The sequence below is a fragment of the Nitrosomonas sp. sh817 genome (assembly GCF_030908545.1).
Taxonomy (GTDB): domain Bacteria; phylum Pseudomonadota; class Gammaproteobacteria; order Burkholderiales; family Nitrosomonadaceae; genus Nitrosomonas.
The window spans coordinates 291,992-306,056 of the sequence record NZ_CP133083.1; the positions used below are offsets into that span (position 1 = coordinate 291,992).

Consider the following 14,065-nt stretch of genomic DNA (forward strand, 5'->3'; position numbering starts at 1 on the left):
TCTTAAATATTTCATTTTTTAATGGGGAGAGTGGGTAACCATTCGTTTGAACCCAACAAGGAGATTTCCGTGGCAAAGAAAATAATCGGCTATATTAAATTGCAGGTTCCAGCAGGTAAAGCGAACCCAAGTCCGCCTATCGGTCCCGCACTAGGTCAGCGGCAATTAAATATTATGGAATTCTGTAAAGCATTTAATGCGGCCACTCAGAAGATGGAGCCAGGACTGCCGGTACCAGTAATAATTACAGCTTATGCCGATAAGAGCTTTACGTTTGTAATGAAAACAACCCCTGCTACTGTATTAATCAAGAAAGCAGCGGGTGTCGGAAAAGGAAGTTCGAAACCACACCTGGATAAAGTTGGAAAGTTGACTCGCAGTCAAGCAGAAGAGATAGCAAAAACGAAAATGCCCGATTTGACAGCAGCTAACTTGGATGCGGCAGTTCGCACTATCGCAGGCAGTGCAAGAAGTATGGGCATTGAAGTGGAGGGGATATAGAATGGCACGTTCATCAAAACGTCACAACAATCTTGCTGGAAAGGTTGACCGCAATAAAGCCTATCAGATCGAAGAAGCATTGGGGCTTGTCAAAGAATCGGCGACTGCCAAGTTTAACGAGTCGATTGATGTGGCGGTTAATCTAGGCATAGATGCAAAAAAATCGGATCAAGCCGTGCGCGGATCCGTAGTTTTGCCGGCTGGCACGGGTAAGACTGTGCGTGTTGCAGTCTTTGCGCAAGGTGATAAGGCTAAGGAAGCGCAAGAAGCTGGTGCAGATATTGTTGGGTTCGAAGATCTGGCTGCTGAGATAAAGTCGGGAGTAATAAATTTTGATGTGGCAATTGCAAGCCCCGATGCCATGAGAGTAGTCGGTCAATTGGGCCAAATATTAGGCCCGCGTAGTTTAATGCCGAATCCAAAAGTTGGTACGGTGACGATGGACATAGCGGGCGCTGTAAAAAACGCAAAGGCCGGTCAAGTACAGTTTAGAGCGGATAAAACGGGTATTATCCATTGCACAATTGGCCGTGCTTCATTTGAAATTGCAGCATTGAAACAAAATTTATTAGCCTTGATAGATGCGCTTAACAAAGCTAAACCGGCTTCGTCAAAAGGTGTTTATCTTAGAAAAGTGTCTATATCAAGCACCATGGGTATCGGTGTGCGAGTAGATCAAACAAATATTGTGTAGTAAATAGAACTTTGGGCCACATGAATACTGAATCCGTTTCATGTGGATTATCAAAGACCACTGGGGTAATTTACGAGCAAACAAGTGGATAAACGCTTGTTAGTTTCAATTAAATTCTTAAAAGCCTAGCCATTAGAGATTAATGATCTTAAGTGATCGCTGTTTTTTTAATCAAGCTGGTACCCAGCGCAGATGGTGTGCCCAAAACAGGAGTTTTTCCTGGTTTAAGGTAGCCAGTTTTTAGTACTTTGGCATAAAAAATTATCCAAGTACTATTTTTACTGATGGAGAATGAACCTTGAGTCTTAATCTTGAAGAGAAAAAAGCAATAGTAGCGGAAGTGAGTGCGCAAGTTGCAAATGCTAAAGCGATTATTATTGCTGAGTATCGAGGGATGGAAGTCGGTCAAATGACGCAATTAAGAGCGAGAACTCGTGAATCCGGCGTTTATTTTCGGGTTGTCAAAAATTCATTAGTTCGCCGAGCTGTTGCTGAAACCCCCTATGCTGAGTTGGCTAAGCATATGGTTGGTCCTCTGGTGTACGGCATTAGTGTCGATCCAGTTGCAGCAGCAAAAGTACTTCATGAATTTTCGAAAACCAACGAAAAGTTTGTAATCAAAATAGGCGCACTTGGCGATCATGTCATGTCGATTGATGAGATTGCTGCGCTTGCCTCGCTGCCAAGCCGTGAGGAGTTGCTTTCTAAATTGTTAGGAACAATGCAAGCGCCTGTTGCCAAATTTGTTCAAACTCTTAATGAAGTGCCAACAAGATTTGTACGTGGCTTAGCTATGATACGTGATAGCAAGTAACGTAGAAATATCATTTGATCAGAACATAGTTAAATAATAACCAGGAGAGAAATAATGGCGGTATCGAAAGAAGAGATTTTAGAAGCAATTGCAAGTATGTCAGTACTAGAACTATCGCAATTGATAAAAGAAATGGAAGAAAAGTTTGGGGTTTCGGCAGCAGCCGCCGCTGTTGCAGTTGCAGCTCCTGCTGGAGCAAGTAGTGCCCCTGCTGCTGCAGAACAAACCGAATTTACGGTGATTCTGACTTCTGCGGGCGAAAGTAAGGTTAATGTGATCAAAGTGGTCAGAGCAGTAACCGGATTAGGCCTGAAAGAAGCTAAAGACTTAGTCGATGGCGCTCCAAAACCGCTTAAAGAAGGTGTACCGAAAGATGAAGCAACCAATATTCAGAAGCAATTGGTAGAAGCTGGAGCGACCTGCGAAATCAAATAATAAATATCGTTTGATCGGGCTGGTGAGCAATTTATGCCACCAGCCTTTGGTGTTTTTATAAATTGAGTTGATATGTAGATGCGGGTCTTTAAATAATTAAAAATTATTTAGCCTTAATTCCTCGAACCACTATCTTCTTCTCCCGGAGATAATTCATGAGCTATTCGTTCACAGAGAAAAAACGTATTCGTAAAAGTTTTGCTAAACGGGCAAGCGTCTTACCAATCCCTTTTCTTCTCGCTACTCAGCTCGAGTCTTATGCCACATTCTTGCAAGAAAATGTGGCACCCAATAAACGTTTGAATCACGGCCTGCAGGCGGCTTTTAATTCGATATTTCCAATTGAAAGCCACACTAAGAATGCCCGCTTGGATTTCATAAGTTATGAGCTAGGGACACCGGTCTTTGATGTGAAGGAATGTCAGCAACGTGGATTGACTTATGCATCCCCGTTACGTGCGCGGGTAAGACTGACAATAATGGACAAGGAAATATCCAAACCGACCGTCAAGGAAGTCAAGGAACAAGAAGTTTATATGGGCGAGATTCCGTTGATGACTGAGACAGGTTCATTTGTCATTAATGGCACGGAGCGAGTGATAGTTTCGCAGTTGCATCGCTCACCAGGTGTATTCTTTGAGCATGATCGCGGTAAAACACACTCTTCCGGAAAGCTTTTATTTTCTGCAAGAATTATTCCATACCGGGGGTCCTGGCTTGACTTCGAATTTGATCCCAAGGATTGTCTGTATTTCAGGATAGATCGTCGCCGCAAAATGCCTGTTACAACCTTATTAAAGGCTATTGGTTGTACAGCAGAACAGATATTACAAGAATTTTTTATATTTGATACTTTCCATTTCAATGATAAATCCATTCAGTTTGAGCTGGTTCCCGAACGCTTGCGAGGGGAAGTGGCAAGTTTTGATATCCTCACCAAAAATAAAAAATTAATAGTTCAGAAAGATAAGCGTATTACAGCCAAACATATCCGTGAGATGCAGGAAGCCAAGATTGATCAATTGGAAGTTCCTGAAGATTTTTTGCTGGGAAGAATCCTTGCTCAGAATATTATCGATAAAGAAACGGGGGAGATCATTGCTTTAGCCAATGATGAAATAACCGAAGAAGCCTTGATTAAGTTAAGAAACTCAAATGTTGGTAAAATCAATACACTGTATGTAAATGACCTGAATCACGGCGCTTATATTTCGCAAACACTAAGAATTGATGAAACAACCGACGAAATGAATGCTCAGGTTGCTATATATCGAATGATGCGACCCGGTGAGCCTCCTACTGAAGAAGCTGTTAAAGCGCTATTTTTTGGATTGTTTTATTCGCCGGAGCGATATGATTTATCAGTCGTGGGGAGGATGAAGTTTAACCGTAGGGTTGGCAGGACTGAGCTAGCGGGAGAACAGACGCTTTCCAACGAGGATATTATTGCGGTTATAAAAATTTTGGTCGAGCTGCGCAACGGACGAGGAGAAATCGACGATATCGATCATCTTGGAAATCGGCGCGTGCGTTCAGTGGGAGAGCTAGCTGAAAATCAATTCAGAGCAGGTTTGGTGCGTGTAGAACGAGCTGTTAAAGAGCGCCTAAGTCAAGCAGAATCAGAGAATCTAATGCCGCACGACTTGATTAATGCCAAACCGGTATCGGCAGCTGCGCGGGAATTTTTTGGATCGAGTCAATTATCGCAATTTATGGATCAAACAAATCCGTTATCGGAAGTTACCCATAAGCGGCGTATTTCCGCACTAGGACCGGGAGGTTTGACGAGAGAAAGGGCTGGTTTTGAAGTGCGAGACGTGCATCCTACCCATTATGGCCGGGTATGTCCTATTGAAACACCAGAAGGTCCAAATATTGGACTAATAAATTCACTGGCTTTATACGCACGAACTAATGAATATGGATTTATTGAAACGCCATATAGTAAGGTAAGAAATGGCAGAGTAACCGAAGAGATTGATTATCTTTCAGCGATTGAGGAAGGTAATTTTATGATTGCACAGGCTAATGCTGAAGTCGATCATGACAATCAGTTAATTAGCGACATCGTTTCTTGTCGACACAAAAATGAATTTACGCTTTCTTCTCCAGATCGAATCGAGTATGTCGACGTAGCGCCCGCACAAATTGTATCCGTTGCTGCTTCACTGATACCCTTTCTGGAACATGATGATGCAAACCGTGCTTTGATGGGATCTAACATGCAACGTCAAGCGGTGCCATGCTTGCGTCCTGAGAAACCGCTTGTCGGTACTGGAATTGAGCGGGTAGTGGCAGTGCATTCTGGTACTACTGTTAGAGCAAGGCGTGGCGGGATCGTCGATTATGTCGATGCTAGCCGGATCGTAGTTCGTGTGCATGATGCAGAAACCCGGGTTGGCGAGGTCGGCGTAGACATTTATAACCTGATTAAATACACACGATCAAATCAGAATACCAATATTAATCAACGTCCGCTGGTAAAAGTTGGTGACAACATCAGCAGGGATGATGTCATTGCGGATGGTGCCTCCACCGATATGGGGGAATTGGCTTTGGGGCAAAATATGCTCGTGGCGTTTATGCCGTGGAATGGTTATAACTTCGAAGACTCAATTCTGATCTCAGAAAGGGTTGTTGCGGAAGATCGCTTTACTTCTATACATATCGAGGAATTATCAGTCGTAAGCCGGGATACTAAGCTGGGGACAGAAGAGATAACTGCTGATATACCCAATTTGTCTGAACATCAACTGAGTCGGCTTGATGAATCGGGTATCGTTTATATCGGCGCAGAAGTAGAAGCGGGCGATGTTTTGGTTGGGAAAGTGACGCCAAAAGGTGAGACACAATTAACCCCTGAAGAAAAATTGTTGCGTGCAATTTTTGGTGAAAAGGCATCGGATGTAAAAGATACTTCTTTACGGGTTCCATCGGGAATTTCAGGAACTGTGATCGATGTCCAAGTATTTACCAGAGAAGGTATTGAACGTGATAAACGCGCTCAAAAGATCATCGACGATGAGCTGGTTCGTTACAAAAAGGATTTAGCCGACCAGATGCGCATTGTGGAAGAGGATGCATTTGCGAGACTTGAGCGCTTGTTGGTCGGGAAAATTGCGACAGGTGGACCGAATAAGCTCGGAAAAGGAAAGGAAATCACGACCGAGTACTTAAAAAGTTTGGATCCTCACTATTGGTTTGATATTCGACTATCCGATGAGGACGCAAGCATTCAACTTGAACAAGTGCGTGAGAGCATGGCTCAAAAACGGAAGGCATTTGATGCCGCTTTTGACGAAAAGAAGAAAAAACTTACGCAAGGTGATGAGCTTGCGCCTGGCGTTCAGAAAATGGTCAAGATATACATTGCTGTCAAGCGGCGGTTACAGCCAGGCGACAAAATGGCCGGACGGCATGGCAATAAAGGGGTGATTTCCAAGATTGTGCCATTGGAAGACATGCCTTATATGGCGGATGGAACGCCAGTCGACGTGGTATTAAATCCCTTGGGTGTTCCGTCTAGGATGAATGTCGGTCAAATTCTTGAAGTTCATTTAGGATGGGCAGCAAAAGGGCTGGGTAAGAAAATCGATGGAATGCTTAAATCACAACGAAATGCGAGTGAAATAAGGGAATTCCTGGATAAAATTTATAACGCGAGTGGTAAGAAAGAAGACATATCAGGTTTATCAGATGCTGAAATTTTGTCATTAGCAAGCAATTTAATTGAAGGTGTTCCTTTTGCTACACCGGTGTTTGACGGGGCAACCGAGGATGAAATTAAAAATATGCTGGAACTTGCGGGATTACCCAGATCCGGGCAAGTCACATTGTATGATGGCCGTACCGGAGAAGCTTTTGATCGGTCAGTGACGGTCGGATACATGCATGTCTTGAAATTGCATCATTTAGTGGATGATAAGATGCATGCACGTTCGACAGGTCCTTATAGTTTGGTGACTCAACAACCGCTGGGGGGTAAAGCGCAATTTGGCGGTCAACGTTTCGGTGAGATGGAAGTTTGGGCGCTGGAAGCGTATGGTGCTGCCTATACTCTACAAGAAATGCTGACAGTGAAGTCGGATGATGTTACCGGTCGTACCAAAGTATATGAAAGTATCGTAAAAGGTGATCATAAGATTGATGCTGGAATGCCGGAATCATTTAATGTATTGGTGAAAGAGATACGTTCGCTAGGAATGGATATCGATCTTGAACAACATTGATATTTCTGAATTCAGAAAGTAGGTTGAAGTTTCAACCGGTTGTTCATGCCTTTTTATTATGAGTTGATAGCCCCCTGATTTTTACAGGAGTGACGAATGAAAGCACTGCTAGATTTATTTAAACAAGTTACCTATAAAGAAGAGTTTGATGCCATCAAAATCGGGCTTGCTTCTCCAGAAAAAATTCGTTCTTGGTCATATGGAGAAGTAAAAAAACCGGAAACGATTAATTATCGTACTTTTAAACCGGAAAGAGACGGGCTGTTTTGTGCCAAGATTTTTGGTCCTGTCAAGGATTATGAATGCTTGTGCGGAAAGTATAAACGCTTGAAGCACCGCGGGGTGATTTGCGAGAAATGTGGCGTTGAAGTGACATTATCGAAAGTGCGGCGTGAACGGATGGGACATATTGAGTTGGCGTCACCGGTGTCGCATATCTGGTTCTTGAAATCACTGCCATCCCGTTTAGGTATGGTATTGGATATGACGTTGCGCGATATCGAAAGAGTTCTCTATTTTGAAGCGTATGTCGTTACAGATCCTGGCCTAACAACCTTAACGCGCTGCCAGTTGCTTACTGAAGAGGATTATCTGATCAAAACCGAAGAATACGGGGATGATTTCAGTGCCAGCATGGGCGCAGAAGGAATTCGTGATTTGTTGGGTAACCTCGATATCCCTGTCGAGATAGAAAATCTTCGGCGCGAGATGGACTCGACCGGCTCTGAAACGAAGATTAAGAAAATCTCGAAACGTTTAAAGCTACTTGAAGCGTTTAATAAATCAGGGATTAAACCGCAGTGGATGATCTTGACAGTTTTGCCTGTTTTACCGCCAGACCTGCGTCCGTTGGTGCCTTTGGATGGTGGACGGTTTGCAACTTCGGATTTGAATGATTTATATCGGCGTGTAATCAATCGAAATAATCGATTGAAGCGGTTGCTTGAATTAAAAGCTCCTGAAATTATTGTTCGCAACGAAAAACGCATGTTGCAAGAGGCTGTGGATTCATTACTGGATAATGGTCGCCGGGGTAAAGCGATGACCGGGGCTAATAAACGTGCGCTTAAATCCCTCGCCGATATGATCAAAGGAAAAGGTGGTCGTTTTCGTCAGAATCTGCTTGGTAAGCGGGTTGATTACTCCGGACGTTCTGTCATCGTTGTCGGGCCGCAGCTGAAACTTCACCAGTGTGGATTGCCCAAGAAAATGGCGTTGGAGTTATTCAAACCGTTTATCTTTAATAAACTCGAAATAATGGGAATTGCCAGCACCATAAAAGCCGCGAAACGTGAAGTTGAAAATGAAAGTCCGGTGGTGTGGGATATCCTCGAAGATGTCATCCGCGAACATCCGGTCATGCTGAACAGAGCGCCTACCCTACATCGGCTGGGTATTCAGGCATTTGAACCGGTTCTGGTTGAGGGTAAAGCGATTCAACTGCATCCCTTAGTGTGTGCAGCTTTTAACGCAGACTTTGACGGTGACCAGATGGCTGTTCATGTTCCGCTTTCGCTGGAAGCGCAAATGGAATGCCGCACGTTGATGATGTCGACAAATAATGTGTTATCTCCAGCGAATGGAGAGCCGATTATTGTACCTTCGCAAGATATTGTATTGGGATTGTACTATTTAACGCGTGAGAAAGTCGGCGCACGCGGGGAAGGGATGCTTTTCCAGAATTTTAGCGAGGTATCGCGTGCCTATGAAAGTAGAAATGTCGAATTGAACGCGAAAATCACGGTCAGAATTAAAGAAAACGATACGAATGCTGATGGCGAGCGTTGTGAAAAAATTACACGATATGAAACGACTGTGGGGCGGACATTATTATTTGAAATTTTTCCTCCCGGCTTGCCATTTTCATTACTTAATAAAACGCTCAAGAAAAAAGAAATCTCAAAACTCATTAATGCGAGTTTCAGGCGTTGCGGATTGCGTGAAACAGTCATTTTTGCAGATAAGTTGATGTATGCGGGCTTCAGCTATGCGACACGGGCTGGTATTTCAATTTGTGCGGATGATATGTTAGTACCGACCCAGAAAGGAGAAATAATTGCCTCGGCTGAAAAAGAAGTTAAAGAGATTGAGGGGCAATATACTTCTGGCTTAGTAACGCAAGGCGAACGTTATAACAAGGTCGTCGATATCTGGGGGCGAGCGGGTGATCAAGTTGCCAAGGCCATGATGAATCAGCTAGGTGTTGAACCGGTGATAGATCAGGCAAGCGGCAAAGTACATCTCGGAGAAGATGGCAAGCAACTGACGCAAGAGTCATTCAATTCGATATATATGATGGCCGATTCCGGGGCGCGCGGTTCTGCGGCGCAGATACGTCAATTGTCTGGGATGCGTGGATTGATGGCAAAGCCGGATGGCTCGATCATTGAGACGCCGATTACTGCTAATTTCCGGGAAGGTTTAAATGTTTTGCAGTATTTTATTTCGACTCATGGCGCACGCAAGGGTCTAGCGGATACTGCGCTCAAGACAGCTAATTCGGGGTATTTGACCAGGCGTTTAGTCGATGTTACTCAGGATCTGGTAGTAACTGAAGAAGATTGCGACACCGGTAATGGTGTCGTCATGAAAGCGCTTGTCGAAGGTGGCGAGATCATTGAAGCTTTGAGGGAAAGGATCCTTGGTCGAGTTGTAGTAAGTGATGTGATCAATCCAGAAAACCAGGAAGTCGTATTTTCAGCCGGTGTTTTGCTTGATGAAGAAGCGGTTGAGATGATCGAAGCGCTCGGCATTGACGAAGTGAAGGTTCGTACGCCGTTGACGTGTGAAACGCGTTTTGGATTGTGTGCAAAATGTTATGGCCGGGATCTGGGACGCGGAACTCCTGTCAATGTCGGTGAAGCGGTTGGCGTAATCGCAGCACAATCCATCGGCGAGCCAGGTACGCAATTAACAATGCGTACCTTTCACATTGGTGGGGCTGCGTCAAGAACTGCGGTAGTTAGCCAGGTTGAAAGCAAATCGAGTGGAACGGTGCATTATTCATCGACGATGCGTTATGTAACGAACGCCCAAAATGAATTGATTGCCATTTCGCGAAGCGGTGAAATTATTATACAAGATGAGAATGGTCGCGAACGTGAAAGGCATAAAGCTTCCTATGGAGCGACACTGTTAGTTCGTAACGGTGAAACAGTTAAAGCGGGGCAGATATTAACAACGTGGGATCCCCACACTCGTCCGATTATTACGGAATACGCCGGGAAAGTGCGTTTTGAGAACGTGGAGGAAGGTGTCACTGTTGCTAAGCAAATTGATGAAGTAACTGGTTTATCTACATTAGTGGTCATTGACCCGAAACGTCGCGGCGTTACCCAATCAAAAGGATTGCGTCCTTTGGTTAAGTTTCTGGACGATGACGGTAATGAAATCAAAATGGTCGGCAGCAATCAATCCGTAAGCATTACCTTTCAGATTGGTTGTATTATTACAGTAAGAGATGGTCAACAAGTTAGTGTTGGTGAGGTGCTGGCTAGAATTCCTCAGGAAACTTCAAAAACAAGAGATATCACCGGTGGTTTGCCTCGCGTTGCAGAACTGTTTGAAGCAAGATCACCAAAAGATGCCGGCATGCTGGCAGAGGTGACTGGGATAGTTTCTTTCGGAAAAGATACCAAAGGGAAACAACGTTTGATTATCACTGATCTTGAAGGAGTTACGCACGAATACTTGATTCCGAAAGATAAACACGTAATGGCTCACGATGGACAAGTCGTCAATAAGGGGGAAATCATCGTTGATGGTCCTGCCGATCCACGTGACATCCTAAGATTACAAGGGGTAGAAGCATTAGCACGCTATATCACCGATGAAGTTCAAGATGTATATAGGCTTCAAGGTGTCAGGATTAATGATAAACATATTGAAGTTATCGTGCGTCAGATGCTTAGACGCGTTCAGGTAGTAAACCCCGGAGATTCGTCGTTTATTCCTGGCGAACAGGTTGAGCGTGCGGATTTACTGATTGAAAATGAGCGATTGATTGCCGAAAAGAAATTGCCGGCTACCTATGAATTTATGCTGCTTGGTATTACAAAAGCATCCTTGTCTACAGATTCATTTATTTCAGCAGCTTCCTTCCAGGAAACAACTCGCGTATTGACTGAAGCTGCGATTATGGGCAAAAAAGACGAGCTACGCGGCCTGAAAGAGAATGTGATAGTTGGTAGACTGGTGCCGGCTGGCACAGGATTAACGTTTCATAGCAAACGTAAGAATCAAATTAAAACAGCGGAATTTGGATTTGAATCGAATGTGTCAATCGATAGCGCCGTTTAGAGACTGTTAATCGAATCCTTTTGGATTTAGTTAAAAATCTTGACAGCAGGTGGATGACTCAGTAGTCTAGGGGACGAGCCCTGAGAGGGGTCAAGGATTAGGAAGACCGAGTAGTTAATAACAAGAAGAAGATGGGAAGGAAAGGAGAAAGAAAGATGGAAAACCAAAGGAGAGAGAGATGAATGCCAAGAGCTGGCTGAAGAGAGGGGCGCTGATGTTAGGGCTCGTGATAGCAGGGGGATTGCAAGCGGGGAACATACCGACTGTGCCGAACGAGCTGTACGAAGCGCTGAAGCTGGATCGGGAGAAGGTATCGCCGAAGGAATTATATGAAGCGGTAGTGAAGCGTTACAAGGATCCTGAACAAGGAGCTGGGCGCGGCACACTGGCGCAATACTGGGAACCGATACCGTACGGGATTTATTTAGACCCGGCTACATTTTACAAATCACCGACCACGAACAAAGAAATAGCGAGCCGTAAGGAATGCGTGGAATGCCATACGGATGAATCACCGGTGTGGGTACAAGCATGGAAGCGCAGCACCCATGCGAACTTGGACAAGGTGCGTAACTTAAAACCGAGCGATCCGACTTTTTACAAGAAAGCCAAACTGGAAGAAGTAGAAAAGAACCTTCGTTCGATGGGCAAACTGGCGGAAGGCGAGAACCTGAAAGAAGTCGGCTGTATCGACTGTCACGTAGAACCGAACGCGAAGAAAAAAGCGGATCACACCAAAGACATCATCATGCCGACAGCGGATGTATGCGGCACCTGCCACTTGGCGGAATTTGTCGAACGTGAATCGGAAAGAGACACGATGATCTGGCCGCATGACCAATGGCCGGATGGACGTCCATCGCACGCGCTGGACTACAAAGCCAACGTAGAGACCACGGTATGGGCGGCGATGCCACAACGAGAAGTAGCGGAAGGCTGCTCGATGTGCCACACCAACCAAAACAAATGTGACTCCTGCCACACCCGCCACGAATTCTCGGCAGCGGAATCGCGCAAACCGGAAGCCTGTGCTACCTGTCATAGCGGTGTAGACCACAACAACTGGGAAGCGTATTCGATGTCCAAGCACGGCAAGATGGTATCGATGCTGGGCGACAAATGGAACTGGGAAGCACCGCTGAAAGACGCCTATGCAGTAGGTGGACAAAACGCACCGACCTGTGCGGGCTGCCACATGGAATACGAAGGCGAATACAGCCATAACATGGTAAGAAAGATCCGCTGGGCAAACTATCCGTTTGTACCGGGCATAGCGGAAAACATCAGAAGCGAATGGTCGGAAGCGCGATTGGACTCATGGGTAGTCACCTGTACCCAATGCCACTCCGAACGTTTTGCACGCTCCTACCTGGAACTGATGGACAAAGGCACCCTGGAAGGGCTGGCGAAATACCAGGAAGCCAACGCAATCGTCCATCAACTGTATAAAGAAGGCCTGTTAACAGGACAAAAAACCAACCGTCCTGCACCACCGGCACCGGAAAAAGAAGGTTACGCTTACTTTGCGCAACTGTTCTGGTCGAAAGGCAACAGCCCAGCGGCGATCGAGCTGAAAGTACTGGAAATGCACGAAAACGACCTGGCCAAGATGCACGTAGGACTGGCGCACGTCAACCCAGGTGGATGGACTTACACCGAAGGTTGGGGACCGATCAACCGCGCGTATGTTGAAATTCAAGACGAAAACACCCGCATCCGTGAAATGGTTGCACTGCAAGAACGTGTTAAAAATCTTGAAAACAAGAAAACCAGCTTACTCGACTTAGACGGCACAGCAGAGAAAATCTCTCTGGGCGGTTTAGGTGGTGGCATGCTACTGGCCGGAACACTGGCACTGGCAGGCTGGCGCAGACGTAAGCAAAGCGAAGCTTGATAGGCGCTGACACGACAGATCGCACTACCAAAGTAGTGCGATCGGGAGACAAGCTGCTCCCGTCATTAGGGATACTCCTGGTGACGGGAGGTTTGCTTTTGTTAGGCTGGTTTGCCTATCTTTGGTTTAAACCGATACCGGCGCCTTACCAATACCAACTGATAGCGGAAGGCGATGTGCAAAAATTCGGCAAAATGGGGCTGGAAGACTGGCCTGAGCTGAAGCTAAGCGAATACAAAGTCAAAGCGGAAGGAATCGACAAACCGATCGCGGAATTTATCGTCGCCCAACAAAACGCTGAGCCCCCGGTATTGATTTACTGGAAGAACAGCACCAACGAAGTACTCTATAACTTCGACCGCAAGCCATCGGAACTGACGGTACTGGCAACCGCAATCAGCAAATACGCACCGAAAGACGCATTGATACTCAGCTGGTGGGACACCTCACGGCAAATCAAACTGCTCACCGGACGCGACACCTTTTTTACCAGCCACCTGAACGAACCGCTCATGATACCGGTACCCTGGCTGGAACAAAGTGAAGCGATAAGGGCGTATGAAAAACAATTCTGGGAAAGCAAACCCGACGCCAAAGAACTGGAACGCTTCAAACAATTCAGCGGGGCACTAGCGGCGCCAGCGGAAGAAGGCATCAAACAACTGCGGCAACTGATAGGATCCGACCGGGAAACCTACCTGATCGTACACGTAACCGACTTATACAAACTGGGACTCATGTACCCGGAAGAAATTGGCGTCGCCTATCAAAACTTCCCGATGACAGGCAACATGCACGGCCTGATCAACCAAATGAAAGTACAGGTGAAGGAGAACAACTTTGACACCTACACCCTGCAATCGTTGTCGGACAATGAAATCCGGGTATTCTTCCTAAGCGACGAAAAGAGCAGCCAAACACTGCTGGCCAGAATGTTGCCGTTTGTAGACAAACCAGCACCGACAGAACTGGAACTGGCGCAGCTGATCTATCAACAAGGCGGCTACTGGGTATACAAACTGCCGTAGAGAACAGCAAGGACTCAGGGAACACAAAAGAACGCAAAAGAACGCAAAAGAACGCAAAGAAAGTACAACACCGGCACAACAAAAAAGGCGCAAAGCGGCCACATAGTCATTTACACAAACGGACGATAGCGTACAATACGAAGCCATCGGAATTGGATTAAAAAAGCATAA

8 protein-coding genes are annotated in these 14,065 nt (G+C 45.6%); all 8 read left to right on the forward strand.

Annotated elements, in window-relative coordinates; genetic code table 11:
* The first annotated feature begins 69 nt into the window (after positions 1–69).
* The 8 genes from rplK (at position 70) to haoB (ending at position 13,894) form a co-directional block, all read left to right on the forward strand.
* Complete coding sequence (gene rplK / locus RBH92_RS01505; protein WP_292924956.1) at positions 70–501, forward strand: 50S ribosomal protein L11; 432 nt, start codon at positions 70–72, stop codon at positions 499–501.
* Between the two features lies 1 nt (position 502).
* Entirely contained in the window at positions 503–1,195 is a 693-nt protein-coding gene (gene rplA / locus RBH92_RS01510) for a 50S ribosomal protein L1 (protein ID WP_307932958.1), read from the forward strand.
* A gap of 298 nt (positions 1,196–1,493) precedes the next feature.
* Complete coding sequence (gene rplJ, locus RBH92_RS01515; RefSeq protein ID WP_307932959.1) at positions 1,494–2,009, forward strand: 50S ribosomal protein L10; 516 nt, start codon at positions 1,494–1,496, stop codon at positions 2,007–2,009.
* A 54-nt stretch (positions 2,010–2,063) separates the two neighbouring features.
* The gene (gene rplL, locus RBH92_RS01520) at positions 2,064–2,444 is read left to right on the forward strand and encodes a 50S ribosomal protein L7/L12 (protein ID WP_307932960.1); all 381 of its coding nucleotides are present in this window, start codon (positions 2,064–2,066) and stop codon (positions 2,442–2,444) included.
* 155 nt (positions 2,445–2,599) lie between these two features.
* A complete protein-coding gene (rpoB, locus tag RBH92_RS01525; RefSeq protein ID WP_307932961.1) occupies positions 2,600–6,673 on the forward strand; it encodes a DNA-directed RNA polymerase subunit beta in 4,074 nt (1,357 codons plus the stop codon).
* A 96-nt stretch (positions 6,674–6,769) separates the two neighbouring features.
* Entirely contained in the window at positions 6,770–10,972 is a 4,203-nt protein-coding gene (gene rpoC / locus RBH92_RS01530; RefSeq protein WP_307932962.1) for a DNA-directed RNA polymerase subunit beta', read from the forward strand.
* 178 nt (positions 10,973–11,150) lie between these two features.
* Entirely contained in the window at positions 11,151–12,866 is a 1,716-nt protein-coding gene (locus RBH92_RS01535; protein ID WP_374049943.1) for a multiheme c-type cytochrome, read from the forward strand.
* Positions 12,863–13,894 carry a hydroxylamine oxidation protein HaoB gene (haoB, locus tag RBH92_RS01540; protein WP_307932964.1) on the forward strand — a complete coding sequence of 344 codons (1,032 nt, stop codon included), beginning with the start codon at positions 12,863–12,865 and terminating at the stop codon, positions 13,892–13,894. The genes RBH92_RS01535 and haoB overlap by 4 nt, the downstream gene beginning before the upstream one ends.
* The last annotated feature ends 171 nt before the right edge of the window (positions 13,895–14,065 follow it).